This window comes from Actinoplanes sp. NPDC023801, from assembly GCF_040639655.1.
Classification (GTDB): domain Bacteria; phylum Actinomycetota; class Actinomycetes; order Mycobacteriales; family Micromonosporaceae; genus Actinoplanes.
Genome location: NZ_JBFAAI010000001.1, coordinates 613999 through 638224 on the forward strand (window position 1 = coordinate 613999; position 24226 = coordinate 638224).

Sequence of the window (24226 nt, forward strand, 5' to 3'; positions counted from 1 at the left end):
CCCTACCGTGCGGACTGAAGGGGTGCTGGCCGGGCTCGACCCGGAACAGCGGACTGCGGTGACCGCGCCCGCTGGCCCGGTGTGCATCCTGGCCGGGGCCGGCACCGGCAAGACCAGGGCGATCACCCATCGGATCGCGTATCGGACGATCTCGGGCGAGATCAGCCCGCGGCACGTGCTCGCGGTCACCTTCACGGCGCGGGCCGCCGCGGAGATGCGCGCCCGGCTCTCCTCGCTCGGCGCCGCCGGGGTGCAGGCCCGGACGTTCCACGCGGCCGCGTTGCGCCAGGTGCGCTACTTCGCGCCGCGTCTGCTCGAGGGCCGGCAGATGCCCGAGCTGATGGAGAGCAAGGCGCGGATGGTGGGGCTGGCGGCTGCCCGGGCGGGAGTACGCGCCGACCGGACCGCCGCCCGTGACCTGGCCGGCGAGATCGAGTGGGCCAAGTCGTCCCTGGTGGAGCCGGGGGAGTACGTGGTGGCCGCGGCGAAGGCGCTGCGCGAGCCGCCGTACGAGCCGGCCCGGGTGGCCGAGGTCTTCGCCGCCTACGAGTCGCTCAAGCGCCGTCAGGGCGTGATCGACTTCGAGGACATGCTGCGCGCCGCGGTCTGGGGCATCGAGGAGCACTCCGACGTCGCCGAGCAGATCCGGGCGCAGTACCGGCACTTCGTCGTCGACGAGTACCAGGACGTCAACCCCCTCCAGCAGCGGCTGCTCGACGCCTGGCTGGGTGGTCGTGACGACCTGACCGTGGTCGGTGACGCGAGTCAGACGATCTACTCGTTCACCGGCGCCACCTCGGCGTACCTGATCGACTTCCCGCGGCAGCGGCGTGACGCGGTGGTGGTCCGGCTGGTCCGTGACTACCGCTCCACGCCGCAGGTGGTCGGACTGGCCAACGCGGTGATCCGGCAGGCGCGCGGCACCGAGGCGAAACTGCGTCTCGAGCTGGTCGGCCAGCGGCCGCCCGGACCCGAGCCGGAACTCAAGATCTTCCCGGACGAGCAGGGCGAGGCGTCGGCGGTCGCCCGGCGGTGCCGGGAACTGCTGGCGGCCGGCACGCCGGCGAGCGAGATCGCGGTGCTCTTCCGCACCAACGCGCAGTCCGAGACGTACGAGAAGGCACTGGCCGACGCCGGTGTGCCGTACGTGGTCCGCGGCGCCGAGCGGTTCTTCGAACGTCCCGAGGTACGCCAGGCGATGGTCGCGCTGCGGGCCGCGGTCCGCGCCACTCCCGGTGAGACACCGCTGGTCGAGGCGGTGGTGGACGCGCTCGCCGCCACCGGCTGGAATCGCGCGCAACCCCCGCCCGGCGGCGCCGCGCGCGAACAGTGGGAGGCACTTGCGGCCCTGGTCGCCCTGGCCGAGGAGCACGCCGCGTCGCCCGAGATCCTGCCGATCGGCGAGGCCGGAGGGGTTCAGCGGGACATCTCGCTCGCCGCCTTCAACGCCGAACTGGCACGCCGGGCCGAACAGCAGCACGCGCCGACCGTGGCCGGAGTCACCCTGGCCTCACTGCACTCGGCCAAGGGTCTCGAATGGGACGCCGTCTTCCTGGTCGGCCTCGCCGACGGCACACTTCCCACGACGTACGCGAAGACGGCCGAGCAGCTCGAGGAGGAGCGCCGGCTGCTCTACGTCGGTGTGACGCGCGCCCGGCAAGTGCTGTGGCTGTCGTACGGCCAGTCCCGCGCACCGGGCGGCCGGACCCGGCGTCCGTGCCGTTTCCTGCCGCAGCTGACACGTGACGGTTCGGTACGCCCCTCGGAGTCGCGTGGCACGGAGCCGGGTCGGAAACCCGACCGCCGCCGCCCGCAGGTGTCGTCCTGCCGGATCTGCGGTGCCACCCTGCTGGCCGGTGCCGACCGCAAACTCGGCCGCTGTCCGACCTGCCCGTCCGACCTGGACGAAGACCTTCACGAGCGTCTGCAGATCTGGCGCGCGAGGACTGCCGCGGAGCTCAAAGTCCCCGCATACGTGGTGTTCACCGATGCCACGCTGGTGGCCGTCGCGGAACGCCGCCCGGCGGATCCGGCGCAGCTGGTCGCCATCGCCGGGATCGGCCCCCGGAAGCTGGGCCAGTACGGCGAGGCGGTCTTCGCTCTGGTGGCCGGAGCAAGCCCCGATGATCTTGCGACGAAAAACTTTGAAAACTAGTCCGTTAATTCGTTTGCCCTCCCGTGCAAGGGCGGCATAGCCTCAGTGCACACCTAGGCGAGCAGTAGGTTCCCTGGGGTTCGACCACGAGTGCAGTTCAACGGAGGAGGTGGCAATCATGAAGCTCGACATCACAATGACGACTCCGTCGATGCCGCTGACCGCTGCCTGCGCTCTGCCCGTTCTGCTGCCCACCAACGCCGCCCCGTTGGCGTGGTCGGCCGCTGAGCGGACCCAGGTTGAGCTCGTCCGGGCACTGCCGACCCTGGCAATGCTCGTTCCGGCTCCGCGGGTGCACCAGGTCCAAATCCAGTCCGAGCTGGGCAAGGCCGCTCTGGTGCGCGTCGAAGGAATCAACGGGACCACTGGCTTCAAGGGCAGCAACAGCACCATCTCCAGCAAGCGCTACACGGATGGTGGCAGCGGTGTCCCGCCTCGAGGAAGGCCGGTCTGACAAACAGACCTCCGGCTCACCTCGAGGCCGCGGAACCCCTAACCGGGATCCGCGGCCTCAAATCTTTTTCCGGCCAAACCGGCCGGATGCAACACCCGAACTGCGATCCAGAAGATCGAGAGAAGAGAGAGGTGACCGGGCTTTATGAGTCTGGCGCTGGCCCCGATCGACCTGACCGTCGACATCGAGGCAAACCTGCCCTGTCGGAAGTTCGACCCGGACCTGTGGTTCTCCGACTCCCCGGCCCAGCTTGAGCTGGCCAAGTCGCTCTGCGGGGACTGCCCGCTGCGCGCCGAGTGCCTGGCCGGTGCGGTCGACCGTGCGGAGCCCTGGGGTGTCTGGGGTGGCGAGATCTTCGAGCGTGGCGCCGTCGTGGCGCGCAAGCGGCCGCGTGGCCGTCCGCGGAAGGTCGACGTCGCTCGTGACGCCGAGCTGGCTGTCGAGGTGGAAGAGCGCCTCGCTGCCAACGGTCTCGAGTCCCGCAACTCCGTCCGTCTGGCGGCATGACATGTACACCCTCCCCGTGACCGAGATCGAGAACCGAAAGCCGAGTACCGAGATGACTTCGAACGGAGACACCAAGATGAGACTCATCCAAGAGGCACTGTCGAGAGCTCGAATGCCTCGGCCTCAGCGTGACCGTGCACCTGAGGCTTACCGCTCCGCCCGCCGCATCACCATGGAGGCCCGCACCCGGACCTCGCGTGAACTCGGCGCCGGACTCTAACGACAGTCAACGATGAGAAACGGCCCGTCCGCCGATGCGGACGGGCCGTTCGCTTCGTCAGGCCTCAGTTGTACGGAACCGCTGATGCCGGATGCCTTTGAGGCCGATCGAAGTCGCAGTAGACAGTGACCATGGTGCGATTGAGATCGGCATCGGCTGGTACGCCGGGCTGGCCGGTGTTGGTACTGATCGCATCACTCTTCGCCGGCTCGCAAGCAGACGGCTCCGGTCCGTTGTGCAGGGTACCGCCGATGAGCTGCCCCGAGCCGGACCGGAACACCATGGACACTCCGCGAGACACCATTGCCGCACATGCGCGCGATTCGACGGTGTAAGCAACCGAGCCGTTGCCGTCCGGCAGCCGTTTCCCGCTACCCGCGACAAGCGTGGTGGTCACGTCTCCGAGCCCGTCCGTGCCCGTCCCTGCAGCGAGCCACTGATCAGTGCGCATGGTGACCTTCATCGAGACGATCTGATCTCCGGCTCTCTCCTCCAGAGCGAGGGAGTTCCCCACGGCCACGCTTGCTCCCGGCGCCATGACCGGGATCACCTGGGTTCTGATGCGTTGATGATTGGCCCAGATCACGGTGCTTCCGTTGGCGTCCAGCGCGTCGAAGGTCACCTCGGTGCGATATGCCGCCCGTCCGGTTGGATTCCGCAGGATTGCTCCCATGCTTATCCACGGGCTCTCCCCGGTTACTCGGCTGTGTCCCCGCTCGACGATCTCAATACCTGATCCATCAGAGCCCGCATTCATCGCAGACGGTGTGGCGAGCCGGCACGAAGACTCGCCGGTCGAGGAGCCGCCCGAGTTTCGGGAGGCCAGGACGATACCCGAGATCAGGAGTACAAGGACCAAGCCGGCCAGCAACCATGTCCTGCGCCGCGTCGCGATCACAGATTCTCTCCAAGTCCACTGTCGGTGGTGATCGTGGTAGAGGTTTGGTCGGCGAGCCACGGACGCACGGCGGTGAACAAATCCTTGTGTGAGGTCACCACGACAAGGCCCATCGCCAATCCGTAGGCGATCTCGGTTTCCTTCTGATGGATCTCGAAGGCGAGAGCGTTGAGTGCGTTGAGGGTCTGATCGACAATTCCTTGTGCGGTTCCTCCGTCAATGGCTACTTTAGGCGCATCTTCACGCGGTACGGCTCCAGCCGCTTGAGCCGCGGCGCCGGCCACGGTCAGGGTCAGAGAAGTCGCGGCCGCTGTGGTGGCGATCGCGGCTGCGCCCACACTGAACACCGAAGCTGCGACGGTGAGTGCGAAGACCTCCATCTTCGGATCGCCGATGCCCCCGGTCGATTGCAGAGCTGTGAGCGCCAGGTGGGCAATCTCATCGACGTTCCGGCGGGCTTCGGTCCACAGCGCGATCTCGGCCTTGATAGCTCCGGCCAGGACTGCGAGCAGGGTGAACTGGTTGGCCGTGACCGCCGGCCAAGGCTTGAGGAACTTTCCCTTGAACTGCTCCGCCGCGACGCCACGCCAATCCTGCATGGCCGCTTCGACCGCGGACATTCCATTCATCACGGGATCCGCGCCGATAAGTCGTTGGGATGCCGGATCCACATAGCCGTCCCCGCCGGTGGACAGCTTGGCCTGTGCGCTCTCCAGGCGTAGGTAGGTCTCTTGCAGGTCATTCGGGCCGGGTAGTCCGAAGAACGGCGTGAACATCTGCGCTACACCGGTATAGCGGCGGTAGGTAGAAGCGACGATCAGGTCGGCGGCATCCTCTGCACCGAGCGGTGGATGCCAGGTGCCACCGCTCTTGTTGAATCCCTGAGCTCGTAGGGATGCGTGGATGGCGAGTTCCTCAAACTTGACGGAGTGTTCAGCCAATTCGAGGTAGCTCATCGATGTTCCCCAGCGCCCGTGTGGCCGGCAACGGCGGCGGCTTTGAGTCTCTCGAACTCCTTCGCTGCAACGGCGTCGTTGAGTCGGTACTCCTCCGAAGCCATGGTCAGCACGTCGGCTGTGGCGTTGAGGTTTTCCGCGGTCTCCTTCAGCACCTGCAAGGCCACTTCGGCGAGACGTTCCCAGACGAGACGGACAGGTCCGAAGCTTCCGCCGAGGCTTTCATGTCGCCACAGGTGCGTCACATCCCGGACTCGGCGTCCAGGACCAGGTCGATCACATGCTGGTAGTGGGCGGCAAGAGGTTTGAGTTCGTACTCGCCGGCTTTCCACAGGTCCACGCAGTCAGCCGCGAGCTCTGCGCCTTCGCTTCCCATGTCCCCCGCTTCCATCACATTGACCAACATCAGTTGTTCTTGTGGTGGAGTACGCCATCAGTCGCGGAGGCGTTCAGTCAGTCTTCCGACTACTTGTTCGCACGATGGCTCGCTCTTGGCCGCCTGGCCGGTTGCGATCAGGAGACCGGGGCGAAGCCGGGGAGCCATTTCTCCAGGATCTCGCGATAGGCGGCCTCGGCCTCCAATTGGGACAGTACGGCGATCGAGCCGAGCGTCACCCGGTGGATGAGCAAATAGGACGGTGGCAGGTTGAGCTTGCGGCTCAGGGCGTACGCCGGGCCGCGTGGGTTGGCCAGGCGGGCGGCCTCGTTGCGGATCCAGCTGCGGGTGAAGCGGAACCGGTCGACCGCGACCGGCTCGATCATCGGGAGGAGGAAGTCGAGCAGGGCCTGGGCGTCCAGGTCGTCGGTGGCCTTGACGAAGCCTTCCTCGCGCAGACCGTCGACGACCGCGCGGGCGTCGCCGTCGAGGGCCAGCCTCACCAGCCGGCCGATCGGTTCGGGGTGGCCTTCGGGCAGGCGGGCGACCGCGCCGAAGTCGATGACGCCGAGCCGGCCGTCGGGCAGGATCCGGAAGTTGCCGGGGTGCGGGTCGGCGTGCAGCAGCCCGGCCCGGGCGGGTGCGGAGAAGTGCAGGATCGCCATCAGGCGGCCGGCTTCGTCGCGCTCCTCGCGGGTGCCGTCGGCGATCACGGCGGACAGCGGGGTGCCGTCGACCCACTCGGTGACCAGGATCTGGGGTGCCGATGCCACCACGCGGGGCACGAAGATCTCCGGGTCGTCGTGGTAGGCGGCCGCGAACGTGCGCTGGGTCTCCGCCTCCATCTCGTAGTCGAGTTCCTCGACGATGCGGTCGCGGAGCTCGGCGATCAGCGGCTTCACGTCCATGCCGGGCTGGATGATCTTGAACATGCCGGCCAGCCGGGAGAGCTGCTTGAGGTCGGCGACCAGGGCGTCGCCGGCTCCGGGGTACTGCACCTTGACGGCCACCGGCAGCAGTTTCGGCTTCGCGTTGCGGCGTGCCGGCGGCAGTTTCCAGACAGCGCGGTGCACCTGGCCGATGCTCGCCGCGGCGGCCGGGCTGTCGTCGAACTCGGCGAACCTGTCCCGCCAGTCCGGTCCGAGCTGTTCGGCGAGGGCCTTGTGCACGTTCGCCACCGGCATCGGCGGCGCCGCTTCCTGGAGCTTGGTCAGGGCCTGGCGGTACGGCCCGGCCATCTCGTCGGGCAGGGCGGCCTCGAACACGGAGAGGGCCTGACCGAATTTCATCGCCCCGCCCTTGAGCTGCCCCAGCACACTGAAGAGCTGTTCGGCGGTGCGCTGCTGGATGTCGGCTGAGATGACGTCGGAGGCGATGCCGACGGCCCGCTTGCCGAGGCCCAGAGCGGCGCGTCCGGCGAAACCGAGCGGGAGTGCGGCGAGCTTGGCTGTCCGGGATGCGGCGCGGCGCGGTATGTCCGTCACCAGATCATTGTTACCGACAGCCGGGCCTATCCGGTCCGTCGCAAGGTGGTTTGGTAGTTATGCGCTGAAGGTCCGGTGAAGGTTGGCCTCCGGCGACGCCGCTGGCAGCCGCACGCGGGGTGCGGAGCCCATGTCCGCCGGCGGAACCGGCCGGGTGCCGAGATCTCCACAGCCGTGCCCAGCGTCTCCGGCGCGGACCCGTCCAGAAAGGCCAGGACCTCGCCGGTCGCGAACGCGGTGGCGGCGAGCAGCGTGGTGACGGCGCACAGCTCGGCACCGCCGGGGGTTGTCGCGGACGCGCCCGTCCAGCCCTCGTCACGCTCGCGCCGGTGCAGGTTGACGCAGTTCAGGCACGGGGCGCCGGTGGCGGGCACCAGCGGCCCGACCACCGCGACACCGTCGCGGACGGCGACGGCGAGATGTGGCTGGCGCCGCGCGGCGTATCCGGCGGCGAGGAGGCCGGGCGGCTCGTCGTGGGCGAGTTGCACGATCAACGACGCGGGGGTACGCCGGACCGGGTGCACCGCGGTGCCCGGAGCGGTCCGCAGTATCGCCGCCTCGACCGCGACGCGTCGCGGGGCACCGACATCCTCGGGCCGGAGCGGGGACCCGGTGAGTTCGGTGGAGCCGACAACCCCGGACAGCTCGGGATGCACGTGACCGACGCCGGCCTCGGCCAGGGCGACCGCGATGGTGGCGCCGAGCCGGCCATGGCCGCTGACCACGACCCGGGCTGCCCGGCGCTGCCGCAGGACGCGCGCGGGCGAGGGGCCGGTCCGTGTGCGGGTGGGCGGGCCGGCCGCGCCGAGGGCCAGTGCGCCCGCCTCAAGGGTGAGCCGATGCCGGGTGGCGGCGGACAGGGCCGGGGGCAGCAGGGCCGGTGACGGCAGCACCAGACCCACCGAATGGAGCAGGTCCAGCAGGGTGAGTGCCTCGGTGGCGGGCACGCCGAGTTCGGCGGCCCTGCTCAGGACGAGGCGTTCGGAATGCCGGCCGTCGAGCAGATCGAGCACTGCGGCGGCGCGGCGGTCGGGCAGTTCCAGAACCACGGCGTGGGCGGGATCGAGCCCGAGTTGCAGCTCGCCGGGGCCGCGCCAGAAGCGCGGCAGCCCGGGGATGAGTGTCGGCCGCGGGAGGGGTGTCCGGTTCATGAGTGACAGGGTGTCACTGCGAAGCTGCGGAACGATGACGTTATCCACAGGTCCCCATCGCCGTGGGACGGGTTGTCCACAGCTTTGGAGGAGTTATCCACAGGGGCTGCTGATGCTCCAGATGACTTAACGTGTCTGAGTGAACACGGTTACGGCCTGGGCCGCCGGGGAGGCCGACCCAACGGGTCGCCCTCCCCGGATCTTTGTCATGCCTTGGCCTTGCCCAGGATCCGGTTCATCGTCGTCCCGCAGACCGGGCACTTGCCCTTTGCCATGTTCATGCCGGTTTTGGAGACGGCAACCTCACCCTGGAAGTCGCGCTTCTCCTTGCACTTCACGCAGTAGCCGTTGTAGGTGTTGTCGGCCACGGTTCCTCCTCGTCGTATCGTCGGCCGCCCGGCCCCGTGCCTTGTTCGCGGCGGCGGGCGCGAACACTTCCTGCGGCGCTGGACCACTTTCGCGGCCACGTGGATGTGGCCACCCGTCCGGGCCGCTGACTTACCCAGGTCAGGGCGGTTCCATGTCAGCGCAGCGTCGGCGCTGTCGCCGACGACGTGAGTGTGCCGGTACTCCGTCCCTTTTTTGCCAGTTTTGCCGGGACACGCCGACGATTCCCATCGTAAAGGCATAAAACGGACATGAAGACCGGTTGGTCGGCTGGGTCGACGATGGTCTAGTTTGACGAATGTCGCCGATGTTGCCGCTGGGCAAAATTTTTTCGGGTATATGCGGGCGAAGTGCGCATATTCCGCGACCGTCATTGTCCGTACTCTTGCGGTGACAGGGGTGCGGCGGATTAGCGTCTCAACGTGAACCCGAATCTGGGCCACGCGAGCCGGTAATGGCCCGCGTGCGCAAGCCTGTCGTGGAAGTGCGGCGCAGCCAGCGCCGGCGACGGACGGTGTCCGCGTATCGCGACGGCGAGCGAGTCGTGGTGCTCATCCCGGACCGCTTCTCCCGCGCGGAGGAGACGGAGTGGGTCGAGCGCATGCTCGCCCGCTTAGCGGCCCGCGAGGAGCGACTGCGGTGCACCGACGCCGAGCTGCTGGCCCGTGCCCACCGGCTGACGATCCGCTACCTGGCCGATCATGCCGACCGGGTGGTTCCGGCGAGCGTACGCTGGGTGACGAACCAGAACGGGCGCTGGGGTTCCTGCACCCCCGACGACGCGACCATCCGCATCTCGCACCGGATCCAGGAGATGCCCGACTGGGTCATCGACTACGTGCTCCTGCACGAACTGGCCCACCTGATCGTGCCCAGCCACAACGCCCGTTTCTGGGACCTGGTGAACCGCTTCCCCAAGGCCGAACGTGCCCGCGGATACCTGGAGGGTGTCTCGGCGGCCGGCAGTCTGGTGATGGTCGAATAGTAGGCTCAGCCCGTGACTCGGCGGATCGTTGTGGTGATGCTGGTCCCGGTCCTGTGGAGCCCTCCGGGCGTCGACCTGGTGGCCTGGCGTGCCGCGATGGCCGAGGACGTGGTCGACCTGCTCGCCCGTCTGGCCCAGGCCGAGGCGGCGATCGCCGCGACACCCGAGGACCGGCCCCTGGCCGAGGAGATCGCCTGGCCAGGGACGCGGATCTACGAGGTACCCGCGCCGACCGTCCGTCCGGTGTTGAGCGCGGCCATGGCTGACGGTTTCGAGCAGGCAGCCGTGATCGCCGGGGACGCTCCGGACGTACCCGGAATGACTCTGGGAAAGCTTCTGCGGCCCCTCGAAGGCAAATCCGTGGCCGTGTCGCCCGGAGGCCCCGCAGGGGGCCTTTTCGGTGTCGCCACCGGTCTGCCCGCGCCGGAGTGGCTGATCGACCACGACCTGGACACCGCGTCGGCTCAGTCGCTGCGAAAGACGGCGCCGTCACCGGGCGAGGTCACCTCGACACCGCAGTGGCGACGCCTGCGTGGCCCGGCGGACCTGGCCACGCTCGACCCCGCCCTGGAGGGCTGGGAGAACACCCGAGCCCTCCTCGGGGGATAGGTCAGTCCTCTTTCGGTCCCTCACCCAGGTTGTCGAGCTCGCTGATGTCCCAGTCCGTCCGGCTGCGGGCGAAGGCTTCCGGATCGGCGAAGTCCTCGTCGGTCGGCAGCAGGTCGGGGTGGTCCCACAGCGCGTCCCGGCCGGGGATGCCCCGGTGCTCGGTGACGACGGTCCACAACGCGCCGGCCTCACGCAGACGGCGTGGCCGCAGCTCCAGGCCGACCAGGGCGGCAAAGGTCTGCTCGGCCGGGCCACCCGCGGCCCGGCGGCGGCGGAACGCCTCACCGAGCGGCACCACCGACGGCAACCGGTCTCCGGCGGCGGCGTCCACCACCTGGCCCACCCAGCCCTCGATCAGGGCGAGCGCCGTCTCCAGCCGGGCCAGGCCGGCCTTCTGCTGCGGGGTGTCCTCGGGCGTGAAGATGCCCTCGAGCGCCATCGCCTGCATCGACTCCGGGTCGGTCGGGTCGACGCGGCTCATCGCCTCCTCGATCGCCTCCCGGTTGACCGTGATGCCGTTCGCATACGCCTCGACGGCGCTCAGCACGTGGGCGCGAAGCCACGGGACGTGCCCGAAAAGCCGCTGGTGGGCGGCCTCGCGCAACGCCACGTACAGCCGGACCTGGTCCTCCGGGAGCTCGAGGCCGGAGCCGTACGCCTTGATGTTCGAGGGAACCAGCGCCGCCGTACCGGCGGGACCGAGCGGAAGCCCGATGTCGCCGGCCGAGAGCACCTCGGCGGCGAGCTGGCCGAAGGCCTGCCCGAGCTGACCGCCGAAGAGGGCACCGCCGAGCGTGGCGACCATCGACTGCATCGGACCGAGCTGGAGACGGGCCTCCTCGGGCACCAGGTCGCCCATCGCGCCCACCATGCGGCCGGCGATCGGCTCGCACAGCTTCTTCCACACATCGAGGGTGTTGTAGATCCACTCGTTGCGGTTCCAGGCGACGGCTTTCTGGATGCCGCTGGGCAGGGCGGTGACCGGGTCGAGCCAGAGGTCGGCGAGGCGCAGCGCCTCCTCGACCTGGTGGCGCTCAAGCATGTTCACCGCTGGGTCACCGGTCGCCGAGAGCTGGCTGGCGGCGACCTGGCGGGCCAGGTCCCAGTTGACCGGGCCACTGCCGGGCGCGGCGAACATCTGCTGCAGCTGCGCCATGAACTGCTGCATCTGCTGCGGGTCGGAGGGGTCGGGCGGCTGAGCGCCCGGCAGGGAGAAGCCGAACGGGATATCAGGCACGACCCCAACGGTACGCGTGAAAAGCCCGTAGCGGACCGAGGGAGGTATCAGCTCAGAGAGAACTCAGACGAGGTGGGTACGCTCACGCGCATGAGACGTCGCGGTGTCACCGTCATCCTCGGGGCCCTGATAACCGCCCTGCTGGCTGCCGGTGTCATGGTCGCACCGATGCCGTACGTGGTACTCAAGCCCGGCCCCACCGTCGATACCCTCGGTACCGAGAACGGCACCGAGGTAATCCAGGTCACCAAGGGCGAGACCTCGAAGTCGGCCGGCCAGTTGCGCCTGACCACGGTCAACGTGCAGTCACAGGTGGAACTGGTGTGGGCGATCCGGGGCTGGCTGAGCGACTCGGACGCGGTGGTGCCGCGCGAGTTGATCTACCCGCCGGACCGCAGTGAGCAGCAGGTCCAGGAGCAGAACGCGCAGGAGTGGAAGGCGTCGCAGACCAGCGCCGAGACGGTCGCACTGCGGGAGCTCGGCTACCCGGCGCGGGTCTACGTGCGTAAGGTCACGGCCGGCGGAGCCGCCGAGGGCGTGCTCCGGATCGACGACTTCATCACCGCCGTGGACGGGACCCCTGTCACCGACCCCGGCCAGATCACCGAGACCATCCGGGCCAAGCCGGCCGGTACGACGCTGACCGTGGCGTACGAGCGGGCCGGCAAGACCGGGACCGCGCAGATCACCTCGAAGGCCGACCCGAAGGACGGCACCCCGAGGATCGGCATCGAGATCGACACCAAACAGCCGCATCCGTTCGAGATCGAGATCGACCTCGACAAGATCGGTGGCCCGAGCGCGGGCCTGATGTTCGCACTCGGCATCATCGACAAGATGCGTCCCGAGGACCTGACCGGCGGCAAGATCATCGCGGGTACCGGCACGATCGACGACAACGGCGACGTCGGCCCGATCGGCGGTATCCCGCAGAAGCTCGCCGGTGCTCAGAAAGCCGGGGCACAACTCTTCCTGGTACCCAAGGACAACTGCGCGGAGGCGCTGCGCAACGCCCGGCCCGGCCTGCCCATGGCAGAGGTGGCCACGGTGGACGACGCGCTCACCGCACTCAAGACCTTCACCGCCGGCGGCATCCCGAAGCCATGCTCGGCATCGTGATGCACAAGAGCCGGTAGTGACGGGACAGTTCTGCCGCGTATTGAAGCTGGATGCGACATCGTAAGGTGAAACACCGGCCAGACGAAGTGTGGAGCCAACGTTGGTCATGCGTAACAGTCCTCTACCGAGGATGAGCCGGCGCGGTCGCGTCACCGTCGGCGTCCTGGTCGGGGTCTTCATTCTATTCACGCTGCTGGGTTGGGGTATCGACGCGTACACCGACTACCTGTGGTTCGACGAGGTCAAGAAGACCAGCGTCTTCTCCGGAGTGCTCGTCACCCGGCTCGTCCTCTTCCTGGTGGTCGGCGCGGCGATGACGCTGATCGTCGCCGGCAACCTCTACCTGGCATACCGCCTGCGGCCGCTGCTGCGCCCGCATTCCAATGAACAAGTCACGCTCGAGCGCTATCGGATGATCCTGGCGCCCCGGCTGGGCACCTGGATCGCCGTGACCGGTCTCGTCATCGGATTCTTCGCGGGTCTCTCCGCGCAGAGCCGGTGGGGCGACTGGATGCTGTTCCGCAACGGTGGGGACTTCGGGGTCAAGGACCCCGAGTTCAACGTGGATATCTCCTTCTACGTCTTCGAGTACCCGCTGTGGCGTTACGTGCTCGGCCTCGCCTTCACCGCCGTGGTGCTGTCGGTGATCGGCTCACTGGCGGTGCACTACATCTTCGGCGGTGTGCGCCTGCAGGGCGTCGGCGACCGGATGACCACCGCCGCCCGAGCCCATCTCACCAGCCTGGTGGCGATCTTCGTACTGCTCAAGGCCGTGGCGTACGTGCTGGACCGGCGTGCGCTCCTGCTGGAGCAGCACGTGTCCCCAGGCCTCTACGGCGCCGGCTACACCGACGTCAACGCCCTGCTTCCGGCCAAGGAGATCCTCGCCTACATCTCCGTGGTGGTGGCGATCGCGATCATCGTGTTCTCCAACGCGGTGATGCGGAACCTGGTCTGGCCCGGGGTCTCCCTGGCGCTGCTGGCCATCTCGGCAGTCGCGATCGGCGGCATCTATCCGCTGGCCGTGCAGAACTTCCAGGTCAAGCCGAGCCTGCTGGACAAGGAACAGAAGTACATAGAGCGATCCATCGAGGCCACCCGTACGGCATTCGGGCTGGAGAACACCGAGGTCACGCAACTGCCGGCAGGTAGCGGCCGGCCACCGGAGACACTGCCCTCCGACACCAGCGCGCAGAACGTGCGGCTGATCGACCCGCAGATCGTCTCGCAGGCGTTCACCCAGTCCCAGCAGTCCCGAGGCTTCTACGACTTCGGCGACAAACTGGACGTGGACCGTTACACGGTCGACGGCAAGACCCAGGACTACGTGGTCGGTGCCCGCGAGATCGACGACAGCAAGCTGACCGCGCTGCAGCGCAACTGGCTCAACCGGCACACCGTCTACACCCACGGCTACGGCCTGGTGGCGGCGCCGGCCAACGAGTTCTGCGGCACCGGCCTGCCGTACTTCGCCTCCGGCCTGATCGGCAACGAGGGCGGCCAGAACACCGGCGACTGCATCACCCCGACCGCGGCGCTCGAAGCCGAACAGCCTCGGATCTACTACGGCGAGAAGTCCACCGAGTACGCGATCGTCGGGCAGGTCGACTCCGGCAAGAACGTCGAGTTCGACCGGCCGCAGAGCTCCCAGGGCGGCGAGGTCTACTACACCTACTCCGGTGAGGGCGGCGTCGACATCGGGTCGTTCTTCCGCCGGATGGTCTTCGCGATCAAGAACACCGAGAGCAACTTCCTGCTCTCCGACGCGGTCAACGCGAACTCGAAGCTCATGTACATCCGTGAGCCCCGGGAGCGCGTCGCCAAGGTCGCCCCGTTCCTCACGGTCGACGGCGACCCGTACCCGGCCGTCGTCGACGGACGCATCAAGTGGATCATCGACGGTTACACGACCGCGAAGACGTACCCGTACGCCCAGAAGATCAACTTGGCGACCGAGACCAAGGACGAACTCACCGGCACCGGGTCGTTCGCCCTGGCCCGTGACGACGTCAACTACATGCGCAACTCGGTCAAGGCGACCGTCGACGCCTACGACGGCACCGTGACGCTCTACGAGTTCGACGACAAGGACCCGGTCCTCAAGGCGTGGAACAAGTCCTTCGGCGGCGACCTGATCGTCCCGAAGGACCAGATCCCGCAGTCGCTCACCGACCACTTCCGCTACCCGGCCGACATGTTCAAGGTGCAGCGCAACCTGCTCACCAAGTTCCACGTCACCGACGCGCGGACGTTCTTCTCCGGCGAGGACTTCTGGCAGGTGCCGAACGCGCCGGACTCGCCGCAGAGCGGATTCCAGCCGCCGTACTACCTCAACGTCAAACTGCCCGACCAGAACGAGACCCGGTTCCAGCTCACCGCCGGCGTCACCCCGCTCAACCGGGAGAACATGGCGGCACTGGTCTCCGGCTCGTACGTGAGCGGGCAGCCACGGCTCGAGATATTCGAGCTACCCGACGGCAAGGTGGTGCCCGGCCCGGTCCAGGTCCATCAACAGATGGTCAACGCCTCCAACATCTCCCAGCAGCTCACCCTGCTGAACCGGGGTGGTCAGGCATCGGTCCTCTACGGCAACCTCATCTCCCTGCCACTGGGCGGCGACATCCTGTACGTCGAGCCGGTCTACGTGCGAAGCAGCCAGGCCAACGCCGCACCACTGCTGCAGAAGGTCCTCATGTCGTACGGCGACGGCCGTTACGTCGTGCTCGAGGACAACCTGCAGAAGGGCCTCGAAGCCCTGGCAGCCCTCGGCAAGAGCAACGCGCCACCGAACACCGGCACGCCGAGCCCCGGCACCAACCCCGAGCCGGGTGCGTCACCGAGTGCGGGTGCCACCACCACGCCGCCGGCCAACCAGCCGCCCGGCCAGATCACCACCGAGCTGTCCCAGGCCGCGGCCGCCGTCGACAAGGCGATCGCTGACCTGAAGGCCGCACAGCAGTCCGGTGACTTCGTCAAGCAGGGCGAGGCGCTGAAGGCGCTTGACGACGCCATCAACCGTTTCCAGGCCGCTCAGCAGTCCGGGGCGAACACCCCGGCCGCCACGGCATCGGCAAGCGCGGCACCCACGCCAAGCGGGTGACGAGCGTCTCCGGGGGTCGTTTTGCGGCCCCCGGAGGCGATGCGCTAGGGTTTAACTACCGACGCGGGGTGGAGCAGCTCGGTAGCTCGCTGGGCTCATAACCCAGAGGTCGCAGGTTCAAATCCTGTCCCCGCTACGAGTGCAGAGGGTCCTTGTCCGCGGATTGCGCGGACCGGGGCCCTCTTCGCGTTTCCCGGGGGGCCGAGCCCCCCGGACCCCCGCGTTACGGTGGTCTCGGTGGGCGGGCCGCTTGCAGTCCTTCGACCCGGACACGGTGAGCGGGCCGGCCACGGGTCCTTCGTCCCGGACACGGTGTGCGGAGCACCTACGGTCTACGTCCCGGACACGGTGAGCGGGCCGGCCACGGGTCCTTCGTCCCGGACACGGTGTGCGGAGCAGCTACGGTCCTTCGTCCCGGACATGGTGAGCGGACCGGCTACGGTCCCTCACCCCGGACACGGTCAGCTGGCTGGCTACGATCCTTCGTCCCGGACACGGTGAGCGGGCCGGCACGGTCCTTTCTCCGGGGCACGGTGAGCGGGCCGGCTACGGTCCCTCGCCCGGACACGGCGAACAAGACGGCTTCGGTCCCTCGCCCCAGGGCACGGGGGGCGGGCTCGCTATGGTCCCTCGCCCTGGGCACCGTGGGCGGGCCGCTTTCGGTTCATCGTCACAGGCTCGGCGGGCGAGAGCCGGTTACAGTCCTCGCCCCGGACACGGTGGCCGGCTACAGACTCTCGCCCCGGGCGCGGCGACTGGGTCGGCTGCGAATCTTCGTTCCGGACAGCGCGCGTGGGCGGTTACGGGTGTTGAAGTACGACCGGGCCCTTCCGGCGTAGGTGCGGGTGGATCCAGCATGCCCGGCAGCACTGTGAAGCGTTCTGCACATCTCGAGTTTCGCCGTTCGGAACTTGGCCACGCCCCCGGTTCGCGGGTCACCGACTCCCCGCGCGGCGATTCGGGGTCTGATCCACACCCACCCATCACCACGCGGAGTACCACGCCCGGCAGCGTGGTGACCCACGCCCACCGGCAAGCCGTACATCACCACGCCGAACGGATTCGGCCCGCGGCGTGGTGATCGGAGGCCTGCATCGCACTACAGGTCACCACGTGACAGGTCACCACGTGACAGGTCACCACGTGAGAGGAGGCGCTGCCCGCATCGGTTGGCACACCTCTTCAGAGCTGCCGCCCCAGGCGATCGGCGGCCGGGTCGGCGGAAGTCGTGCCACTTCCTACAACCATGAGGACCGGCACATCCCGCGCCCGCCCACCGAGACCACCGTAACGCGGGGGTCCGGGGGGCTCGGCCCCCCAGGAAACGCGAAGAGGGCCCCGGTCCGCGCAATCCGCGGACAAGGACCCTCTGCACTCGTAGCGGGGACAGGATTTGAACCTGCGACCTCTGGGTTATGAGCCCAGCGAGCTACCGAGCTGCTCCACCCCGCGTCGGTAGTTAAACCCTAGCCTACGGGTTGCCGTAGCTGCAAAACGGCCCTCCGACGAGTGCTTCGGAGGGCCGTTTTCGCAGGGTGCGGGTCAGCAGGCGGTGTAGCCCTTGCCGGCCGTGGTCCACCGGCAGGTGTCGATCGATTTGCCTTCGGCGGTTCGGAGGTAGGCGGTGTCGCCGCTGTTGTTCCAGACGTGGTTGGTCTTTCCCCAGTAGCGCGTGGCGGTGCTGTTGGTGCCCTTGCCGGTGCGCACGACGACGCTCTTGCCGGCACCGAGGGTGTAGCTGGTGGTGAACCGGTAGAGGTTGCCGGCGGCGTCGCGGACGGTCCAGCCCTTGAGGTTGATGGTCTTCTTCGTCTTGTTCGTGAGGCGGGCGTACTCGCCGTTGACGCTGCTGTTGGTCTTCTTGTCGACGCCGGCCGCGTTGTACTGGATCCGGGTGAACTGGACCGAGCCGGCAACCGGTGTGGTGGACGGCGGCGTGGTCGGCGGCTTGGTGGTCGGCGGAGTCGTGGGGTTCGTGGTGGGGTTGGTGGTTGGCGGTGTGGTTCCGCCGGTTCCGCCCACGTTGACGTTCTGGGTGTACGTGTTGCTGGTGATCAGGTTCTCGGCGGAGGCGTACGCCGCGTTGCCGGTCTCGGCGATCACCGCGCGGTAGGTCTGCTGGCCGCCGGGCTGGCCGGTGACGGTGCCCTGGAATTCGGCGTTGCTGTCGCCGTCGTCGTTGGGCGGGGTGGCGCCGCCTTCGCCGGCGGGGCCGTCGGTGACGCCGGCGGCTACCTCCACCCAGCTGCCGCCGCTCTGCCGTTCCACCCGGACCGGGAAGTACGGCTGGTCGGGGCTGGTGTGCACGTTGAACGTGACGGAGTTGTTCGCCGACGACGTGACGGTGAAGGTGGCACCGACCTTGAGGGCCGCCTTGACGACCCGCGAGTATTCGCCACCGGACTCGACGGCCCAGACGAAGCCGGAGTCCATGATTCGGGTGATCGTCCAGCGGCCGCTGCCGTTGGCGGTGACCGTGGTCGGCATGTCGTCCTCGTACTGCGTGGCCGGGGACAGTTCGGAGCCTGAGGTGGCGTCCTTGCCCCACTTGTAGGCGGCCTCACGCAACGTGACGCTGGCGTTGGGTGTGGCGGTGCCGGTGAGGGTCACCGCTCCGTAGCCGGTCTGGCTCGGCGGCGCGTCGAAGGTCGGTGCGGCTGCCCAGGCGGGCGCGGTTCCGAATACTCCGGTGCCGGCGATGAGCACGCCCAGAGCGCCACCCACACCGAAAGGCATTTTCGATGGTCTGTTCATGTTGTTGGAAATCCTCCGTAGTGCGGGCAGCAAAAGGTGGCCCGCTCCGGCATCGGGCGACGAGGTTATCGAATTTCAATCGGCGAGGTCATCGTTCGTCCCGCCTGCGCACCCTACCCGTAAGTGTCGGCAATTTGGCTTCTTCGCGATGTGGTGGTGATCAAAGTTGCAGGTCGGAGGCGTTTGTACGGCTGTCGGTAAAGTAGTCTCGAGTGTCGACTGGGAGAATGTAGAAGAAATGAAGGAACTAGCCGCCGATTGTTCTCGGTGTGCCGCGTTGTGCTGTGTTGCGCCAGCATTCGCCAAGTCGTCCGATTTCGCGATCGACAAACCGGCGGGGCGGCCGTGCCGGAATCTGGGCGATGATTTCGGCTGCACCATTCACGAGGAACTGCCGCAGCGCGGTTTTCCGGGTTGTGTGGTGTTCGACTGTTTCGGCGCGGGGCAGCGGATCACCGGCGAGACCTTCGGCGGGCGGGACTGGCGGTCGGCGCCCGAGCTCGCCGAGGACATGTTCGCGCTGCTTCCGGTGGTGCGTCAGCTGCACGAGCTGATGTGGCTGCTGACCGAGGCGCTGAAGCTGGACGAGGCGCGGCGGCTGCACCCGAAGTTGCGGGCCGCGCTGGACGAGACCGATGCCGTGGCCGGGCGGAGTCCCGCCGAGCTCCGGAAACTGGACGTCAGCCCGTACCGGATGAAGGTTGTCCCGATCTTGCGGCGTGCGAGTGAGATGGCCCGGTCGGGCCACCGGGGCCCGGACCACAGCGGAGGCCGGCTGATCGGGCGCCGGATGCGTGGCGCCGACCTGCGCGGCGCGAGCTTCCGCGGCGCGCTGCTGATCGGTGCCGACCTGCGCGGGGCGGACCTGCGCCGAGCCGACTTCACCGGTGCCGACCTGCGCGGGGCGGATCTGCGGGGTGCGAACCTGGACGGCGCGATCTTCCTCACCGCGTCGCAGCTGAGGTCCGCGTTGACGGACGCCGTTCATCGAGAAGATCCGCAGTGACCGACGCCGATCACTCTAGGATGTACGGATGCAGCAGGTGTCGGGTGTGGTGTGGGTCCTGACCGTCCTCGGAATCGTCGGCCTCCTACTGTTCGACTTCTTCTTCCACGTCCGCAAGGCCCATGTGCCGAAGCTGCGTGAGGCGGCGCTGTGGACGTCGATCTACGTGTCGATCGCGATCCTGTTCGGAGTCGGTGTCTGGATCTTCGGCGGCTCGACGATGGGCGCCGAGTACTTCGCGGGTTACGTCACCGAGGAGGCGCTCTCGGTCGACAACCTGTTCGTCTTCCTGCTGCTGCTGAGCAGCTTCAAGGTGCCCCGCGCGGACCAGCAGAAGGTGCTGCTGTTCGGCATCGTGGTGTCGCTGCTGGCCCGGACCGGGTTCATCCTGGTCGGCGCCGCGCTGATCAACTCGTTCGCCTGGATCTTCTACATCTTCGGGCTGATCCTGCTGCTCACCGCGGGCAACCTGTTGAAGGAGAAGCGCGACGAGGGCGAGGCGCCGGACAACATCGTGGTCCGGCTGGCCCGGCGGTTCCTGCGGACCTCCGACACGTACGACGGCGACAAGCTGTTCACCTATCAGGAGGGCAAGCGGGTGCTCACGCCGATGCTGCTGGTCATGGTGGCGATCGGCGGCACCGACATCCTGTTCGCGCTGGACTCCATCCCGGCGATCTTCGGACTGACCCAGAACGTCTATCTGGTCTTCACCGCCACCGCCTTCTCCCTGCTGGGCCTGCGGCAGCTGTATTTCCTGATCGACGGCCTGCTGGACCGGCTGGTCTTCCTGTCCTACGGGCTGGCGGCGATCCTCGGGCTGATCGGCGTGAAACTGGTTCTGCACGCCCTGCACGAGAACAACGTGCCGTTCATCAACGGCGGTGACCCGGTCGACGTCGTGGAGATCCCGACCACCGTCTCGCTCGGTGCCATCGTCGGCGTCCTGCTGATCACCGTGGTGGCGTCGCTGCTCAGCCCGAAGGGGCAGGCCCGGACGGCGGCTGCCGCGGCTCGCCGGTCGGCGAACGAGTTCCTCGACGTCGAGACCGACCCGCAGTACTGCGACGAGATCTACCACCGGCTGCTCGCCGAGGAGGAGAAGCTCAAGCGGCTGCCGGAGAAGCAGCGGGCTCTGATCCGGCAGGAGGACCAGCTGACGGAGCTGCTGGCCCGCGCCCACCGGGTGCACGACGAACGGGTGGCCGCCGGCCGCTGCTTCGTTCCGGCGGCGACCTGAAGAGCGACCTGAACGGGCGGCGACCTGAAGAGCGACTGAACGGACGGCGACCCGAAGAGCGACTGAACGGACGGCGACCCGAAGAGCGACCTGATCGGCGCTCTCAGAACTCCCGGTTGAGGTAGGCGGAGAGGTTCGTCTGCCCGTCCTCGGGCGACCGGGACACCAGGTTCGCCACCCGTGCGGCCAGACTCGACGCGCGTGAGGCCAGGTCCGGTTCGGCCTGGCGGGTCGCCTGCTCGGCGCGCTGGGCCTCCTCGGCGCGGAGGGCGTCAGCCTCCAGCCCGGGACGCTCGCCGTAGGCGCGGGGACCGGACACGGGCTCCTCGGGCACCGGCTCCTCGAAGGTCGGCTCCTCGAAGTCCTCCTTGCCCTCCGGGGCGGGCACCGGCACCTCGCCGAGCAGCGTCACGGTCTGACCCGGACCGCCCAGGTGGTTGATGAACTCCGGTCCGATCACCAGCCGCGACAGCATGCGTACGTGCACCGCCGGGACCCCGATCAGGTCGGCGTTCTCCACCCGGAACCGGGCGATCGCCTGCCGGATCGTGTTGGCGAGGTGGTCGGCGGCGCCGATGGTGGACAGCTCACCGCCGGCGAACACCAGCGCTGGGAAAGTGCCTTCCGGGCCTTTGCAGACCAGCTGGATCTGAGTGACCGTCCCGTTACGGCCGGTTTCCCGGTTGCCGGGCTGCACGCGGAGATGCTGTGGCCAGAGCCAGAACAGCTCGCCACTACTCTGCGTTTCGGAAGCGTCAAGGACATACCGCACCCGGCGGTCCGTGACGATGACGTCGGTCTCCTCCGGAAGGGTCCACCGCGGCAGCGAGGACGCCTCGTCGAACGCGTATTCGGCGACGGCGCAGCGGCCGCGCCACAGCACGCGCTCACCGCCGTCGAGCGGTCCGAGGTCCGTGCCCGCGGGGGACAGGAAGTGCTGGTGGAACATGGTTGCCTTCCCCGTGCCTGCCGCGATCTCGTGAACAGCGGCCGCAACGATTACAACCGGGTACCGGCGGTGTCGCCAGTCACCGGGCGTTAATCACACCGGAACTCGCGGAATCGACACAGGACGGTGATCAGCGATACACCAACGGCCGACTCGACGATTACTTACGGTTACCGAAGAGCCCTTCAGGCGGTAGGGGAGAGGGTACCGCCGTGGCGTCCGTAACGGGAGCCGCTCCGGCGGTGAAGCGATCCAGATCGGTCTCGACCCGGCCCGGGAACCAGTCTCCGGCGGCCCGCCGGGACAGCTCAGCAACCGGCGGCGGGGTACGCCCGGCGACCACCACGAGATTGCCGAAGCGCCGTCCGCGCAGCACTGCGGCGTCCGCCACCAGACACGCCTCGGGCAGGGCGGCCCGGATCGTGGCCACCTGCGCGCGGGCGTGACGCAGCGGCGGCCCGTCGGCCACGTTGGCGATCAGCCGGCCGGCCGGGTCCAGCACCCGCGCCACCTGGTGGGCGAACTCGGCCGACGCGAGGTGGGCCGGGGTACGGGCGCCCGCGAACACGTCCAGGACCACCACGTCGTAGCCGGCGTCGCGCATCCCCTCGACCGCGGCACGGGCGTCGGCGACGCGTACCCGGATGTTGCTGTTGCCCGGCAGTGGCAGCGCCTCCCGGACCAGCTCGACCAGCGGGCCGTCGATCTCGACCACGCGCTGCGCCGAGCCGGGCCGGGTGACCGCGACGTACCGGGGCAGGGTGAGCGCGCCGCCGCCGAGATGCAGCACCCGCAGCGGACGGCCCGCCGGGGCGGCCAGGTCGATCGCGGCGGCCATCCGGCGGACGTACTCGAACTCCAGGTGGGTGGGATCGGCCAGGTCGACGTGTGACTGCGGCGCGGAGTCCAGCAGCAGCGTCCAGGCGGTGTCCCGGTCCGGGTCCGGAACCAGTTCGGCCACGCCTGAGGCGACCGTCTCCACCCGCCGCCGGGACGCTCTGCGCTGTGCCATCCGGCCATTATTCGGGTTGCGGTTCGGGAGTACCGCACCAGGAACTCGCAAGTGACCGGGGAAACTTCCGACGTTTATCCCCGTGAGTGCATCAGAGCAGACGATGACGCGGCGCAGCGTCGTGGCCGGGGCCGGCGCGGTGGGTGCCGCTGCCGTGCTGACCACCGGTACGCCCGCCGCCGCCGCGGAGCCGGCCCCCGCCGCACTTCTGCCCGCCGACCCGCTGCTGCATCTGCTGCGCCGGGCCACCTTCGGTCCGAGCCCGTCCTCGATCGCCGAGATCCGCCGGCTCGGCGCCCCGGCCTGGCTGGACCGGCAGCTGAACCCGTCGGCGATCACCGATCCGGTGGCCGACGAGCTGCTGGCCAGGCTGCCGCTGGCCCGCCTCTCGATCGCCGAGATCCGGGCCCGGGTCAGCGCCGGGACGCTCAAGCAGTACAGCTGGGACCCGATGTGGCAGCTCGGCTTCGCGGCGGTCACCCGGGCCATCTGGAGCGAACGCCAGCTGCTCGAAGTGATGACCGACTTCTGGAGCAACCACCTGAACGTGACATGCCCGCAGGGCGATGTCTGGGACAGCCGAATCGACTACGACACCATGATCCGGCAGCACGCTCTCGGTACGTTCGCCGGCCTGCTCAAGGCGTCGGCCCAGCACCCGGCGATGCTGACGTACCTGGACAACCGGTTCTCCGGCAAGGACGCGCCGAACGAGAACTACGGGCGTGAACTGCTGGAGCTGCACACCGTCGGGCTCACCTACACCGAGGCGGACGTGAAGAACGCCGCCCGGCTGCTCACCGGTCTCACCGTGGACAACGCGACCGGCAGATACCGGTACGACGGGACGCGGCACGCCGTCGGTGCGGTGCGGGTGCTGGCCTTCCAGCACGCCAACGCGACCGCCGCCGACGGTGAGGCGGCGGCCCTGGCGCTGCTCGACTACCTGGCCATGCACCAGGCGACCGCCCGCCGGATCGTCACCAAGCTGTGCGTGCGGTTCGTCGCCGACACCCCGCCCGAGACCCTGATCACCAAGCTGATCAAGGTCTACCTGGACAACCGGACGGCGATCGCACCGGTGCTGCGGGCACTGTTCACGTCCGCCGAGTTCGCGGCGTCGATCGGCGCCAAGGCCCGGACCCCGCTCGAGGACCTGGCCGCGACCGTCCGGACCCTCGGCTACGGCCCGGCGGCCAGCGGTACCAAGTTCCTGGAGAGCCTCTACTGGATGGCCCGCGACGCGGGGCACGCCCCGCTGTTCTGGGGACCGCCGAACGGCTACCCGGACGTGGCGGCGGCCTGGGCCTCACCGTCGGGGCTGCTGGTGCGCTGGAACTTCCACCTCTCGATCGCGGCCGGATGGTGGCCGGACACGCTGGTCCGGCCGGCGAACCTGCTCACCGGGATGGTGGGTGCGCTGCCCGCCACCTACGGAGCTCTGATCGAGAAGACCGCGGTCCGGCTGACCGGGATCGCCCCGACCGCGCAGCAGACCGCCGCGCTTGCCGGGTTCTACGGCAAGACCCCGGCAGCGGCACTCAAGTCCACCGATCCGGCGGCCGGCTGGATGTATCCGTACCTGATGGGGATGCTCCTGAACTCCCCGTCCTTCGCGTTGAGGTGA

At 68.4% G+C, this 24226-nt stretch carries 20 protein-coding genes, 2 tRNA genes and 1 pseudogene; 11 read left to right on the forward strand and 12 right to left on the reverse strand.

The features are described 5' to 3' along the window. Positions 1-7 precede the first annotated feature (7 nt). The 3 genes from AB0G04_RS03015 (at position 8) to AB0G04_RS03025 (ending at position 3116) form a co-directional block, all read left to right on the forward strand. Entirely contained in the window at positions 8-2155 is a 2148-nt protein-coding gene (locus AB0G04_RS03015) for an ATP-dependent DNA helicase UvrD2 (RefSeq protein WP_360975358.1), read from the forward strand. A gap of 118 nt (positions 2156-2273) precedes the next feature. Then, complete coding sequence (locus AB0G04_RS03020; RefSeq protein ID WP_360975360.1) at positions 2274-2609, forward strand: hypothetical protein; 336 nt, start codon at positions 2274-2276, stop codon at positions 2607-2609. Positions 2610-2753: 144 nt separating this feature from the next. Then, the gene (locus AB0G04_RS03025; RefSeq protein WP_360975363.1) at positions 2754-3116 is read left to right on the forward strand and encodes a WhiB family transcriptional regulator; all 363 of its coding nucleotides are present in this window, start codon (positions 2754-2756) and stop codon (positions 3114-3116) included. Between the two features lie 284 nt (positions 3117-3400). Here AB0G04_RS03025 and AB0G04_RS03030 read toward each other — a convergent pair whose 3' ends face one another. From AB0G04_RS03030 to AB0G04_RS03060, 7 genes are all read right to left on the reverse strand, one after another. Further along, complete coding sequence (locus AB0G04_RS03030) at positions 3401-3958, reverse strand: hypothetical protein (protein WP_360975366.1); 558 nt, start codon at positions 3956-3958, stop codon at positions 3401-3403. 272 nt (positions 3959-4230) lie between these two features. Then, positions 4231-5190 carry a hypothetical protein gene (locus AB0G04_RS03035; protein WP_360975370.1) on the reverse strand — a complete coding sequence of 320 codons (960 nt, stop codon included), beginning with the start codon at positions 5188-5190 and terminating at the stop codon, positions 4231-4233. After that, on the reverse strand, positions 5187-5435 hold the full coding sequence (locus AB0G04_RS03040; RefSeq protein WP_360975373.1) for a hypothetical protein: 249 nt from the start codon (positions 5433-5435) through the stop codon (positions 5187-5189). The genes AB0G04_RS03035 and AB0G04_RS03040 overlap by 4 nt, the downstream gene beginning before the upstream one ends. Beyond that, positions 5432-5566 (reverse strand): hypothetical protein, encoded by a 135-nt coding sequence (locus AB0G04_RS03045; RefSeq protein ID WP_360975376.1) that lies wholly within the window; start codon positions 5564-5566, stop codon positions 5432-5434. The genes AB0G04_RS03040 and AB0G04_RS03045 overlap by 4 nt, the downstream gene beginning before the upstream one ends. A 137-nt stretch (positions 5567-5703) precedes the next feature. Further along, positions 5704-7050 (reverse strand): AarF/ABC1/UbiB kinase family protein, encoded by a 1347-nt coding sequence (locus tag AB0G04_RS03050; protein WP_360975379.1) that lies wholly within the window; start codon positions 7048-7050, stop codon positions 5704-5706. A gap of 26 nt (positions 7051-7076) precedes the next feature. Continuing rightward, positions 7077-8201 (reverse strand): hypothetical protein, encoded by a 1125-nt coding sequence (locus AB0G04_RS03055; protein WP_360975382.1) that lies wholly within the window; start codon positions 8199-8201, stop codon positions 7077-7079. A gap of 206 nt (positions 8202-8407) precedes the next feature. Beyond that, positions 8408-8569, reverse strand: coding sequence for a DUF5679 domain-containing protein (locus AB0G04_RS03060; RefSeq protein WP_170153756.1), 162 nt, complete (start codon positions 8567-8569; stop codon positions 8408-8410). A gap of 473 nt (positions 8570-9042) precedes the next feature. Between AB0G04_RS03060 and AB0G04_RS03065 the strand changes: the two genes are divergently transcribed. Together AB0G04_RS03065 and AB0G04_RS03070 are read left to right on the forward strand one after the other, a co-directional pair. After that, entirely contained in the window at positions 9043-9573 is a 531-nt protein-coding gene (locus AB0G04_RS03065; RefSeq protein WP_360975385.1) for a M48 family metallopeptidase, read from the forward strand. A 12-nt stretch (positions 9574-9585) separates the two neighbouring features. Beyond that, positions 9586-10182: a hypothetical protein gene (locus tag AB0G04_RS03070; protein WP_360975388.1), complete on the forward strand. Its 597-nt coding sequence runs from the start codon at positions 9586-9588 to the stop codon at positions 10180-10182. Between the two features lies 1 nt (position 10183). Here the strand turns inward: AB0G04_RS03070 and AB0G04_RS03075 are convergent, their stop codons facing one another. Beyond that, the gene (locus AB0G04_RS03075; protein ID WP_360975391.1) at positions 10184-11419 is read right to left on the reverse strand and encodes a zinc-dependent metalloprotease; all 1236 of its coding nucleotides are present in this window, start codon (positions 11417-11419) and stop codon (positions 10184-10186) included. Between the two features lie 90 nt (positions 11420-11509). Between AB0G04_RS03075 and AB0G04_RS03080 the strand changes: the two genes are divergently transcribed. The 3 genes from AB0G04_RS03080 (at position 11510) to AB0G04_RS03090 (ending at position 15774) form a co-directional block, all read left to right on the forward strand. Continuing rightward, complete coding sequence (locus tag AB0G04_RS03080; RefSeq protein WP_360975394.1) at positions 11510-12538, forward strand: PDZ domain-containing protein; 1029 nt, start codon at positions 11510-11512, stop codon at positions 12536-12538. 130 nt (positions 12539-12668) lie between these two features. Then, entirely contained in the window at positions 12669-15638 is a 2970-nt protein-coding gene (locus AB0G04_RS03085) for a UPF0182 family protein (RefSeq protein ID WP_360975397.1), read from the forward strand. Between the two features lie 62 nt (positions 15639-15700). Next, positions 15701-15774, forward strand: a tRNA-Met gene (locus AB0G04_RS03090). A gap of 1242 nt (positions 15775-17016) precedes the next feature. Here the strand turns inward: AB0G04_RS03090 and AB0G04_RS03095 are convergent. Together AB0G04_RS03095 and AB0G04_RS03100 are read right to left on the reverse strand one after the other, a co-directional pair. Further along, positions 17017-17090 (reverse strand) — tRNA-Met (locus AB0G04_RS03095). A 90-nt stretch (positions 17091-17180) separates the two neighbouring features. Continuing rightward, positions 17181-18374 (reverse strand): lamin tail domain-containing protein, encoded by a 1194-nt coding sequence (locus tag AB0G04_RS03100; RefSeq protein WP_360975400.1) that lies wholly within the window; start codon positions 18372-18374, stop codon positions 17181-17183. A 439-nt stretch (positions 18375-18813) separates the two neighbouring features. Between AB0G04_RS03100 and AB0G04_RS03105 the strand changes: the two genes are divergently transcribed. Next, on the forward strand, positions 18814-19398 hold the full coding sequence (locus AB0G04_RS03105; RefSeq protein ID WP_360975403.1) for a pentapeptide repeat-containing protein: 585 nt from the start codon (positions 18814-18816) through the stop codon (positions 19396-19398). Between the two features lie 28 nt (positions 19399-19426). Then, positions 19427-20374: pseudogene (locus AB0G04_RS03110) on the forward strand (TerC/Alx family metal homeostasis membrane protein); the annotation flags it as partial. 367 nt (positions 20375-20741) lie between these two features. On the opposite strand, the gene AB0G04_RS03115 reads toward AB0G04_RS03110, so the two are convergent. Then, the gene (locus AB0G04_RS03115; protein WP_360975406.1) at positions 20742-21587 is read right to left on the reverse strand and encodes a translation initiation factor 2; all 846 of its coding nucleotides are present in this window, start codon (positions 21585-21587) and stop codon (positions 20742-20744) included. 160 nt (positions 21588-21747) lie between these two features. Continuing rightward, on the reverse strand, positions 21748-22599 hold the full coding sequence (locus AB0G04_RS03120) for a fused MFS/spermidine synthase (RefSeq protein ID WP_360975409.1): 852 nt from the start codon (positions 22597-22599) through the stop codon (positions 21748-21750). 82 nt (positions 22600-22681) lie between these two features. Between AB0G04_RS03120 and AB0G04_RS03125 the strand changes: the two genes are divergently transcribed. Continuing rightward, entirely contained in the window at positions 22682-24226 is a 1545-nt protein-coding gene (locus AB0G04_RS03125) for a DUF1800 domain-containing protein (RefSeq protein ID WP_360975412.1), read from the forward strand.

Bases quoted from the DNA above. Each gene is read 5' to 3' on its own strand.
- AB0G04_RS03035 (WP_360975370.1), bottom strand. From the start codon at position 5,190: ATGAGCTACCTCGAATTGGCTGAACACTCCGTCAAGTTTGAGGAACTC.
- AB0G04_RS03065 (WP_360975385.1), top strand. From the start codon at position 9,043: ATGGCCCGCGTGCGCAAGCCTGTCGTGGAAGTGCGGCGCAGCCAGCGC.
- AB0G04_RS03100 (WP_360975400.1), bottom strand. From the start codon at position 18,374: ATGCCTTTCGGTGTGGGTGGCGCTCTGGGCGTGCTCATCGCCGGCACC.
- AB0G04_RS03025 (WP_360975363.1), top strand. From the start codon at position 2,754: ATGAGTCTGGCGCTGGCCCCGATCGACCTGACCGTCGACATCGAGGCA.
- AB0G04_RS03055 (WP_360975382.1), bottom strand. From the start codon at position 8,201: ATGAACCGGACACCCCTCCCGCGGCCGACACTCATCCCCGGGCTGCCG.
- AB0G04_RS03020 (WP_360975360.1), top strand. From the start codon at position 2,274: ATGAAGCTCGACATCACAATGACGACTCCGTCGATGCCGCTGACCGCT.
- AB0G04_RS03045 (WP_360975376.1), bottom strand. From the start codon at position 5,566: ATGGGAAGCGAAGGCGCAGAGCTCGCGGCTGACTGCGTGGACCTGTGG.
- AB0G04_RS03115 (WP_360975406.1), bottom strand. From the start codon at position 21,587: ATGTTCCACCAGCACTTCCTGTCCCCCGCGGGCACGGACCTCGGACCG.
- AB0G04_RS03080 (WP_360975394.1), top strand. From the start codon at position 11,510: ATGAGACGTCGCGGTGTCACCGTCATCCTCGGGGCCCTGATAACCGCC.
- AB0G04_RS03120 (WP_360975409.1), bottom strand. From the start codon at position 22,599: ATGGCACAGCGCAGAGCGTCCCGGCGGCGGGTGGAGACGGTCGCCTCA.
- AB0G04_RS03085 (WP_360975397.1), top strand. From the start codon at position 12,669: ATGAGCCGGCGCGGTCGCGTCACCGTCGGCGTCCTGGTCGGGGTCTTC.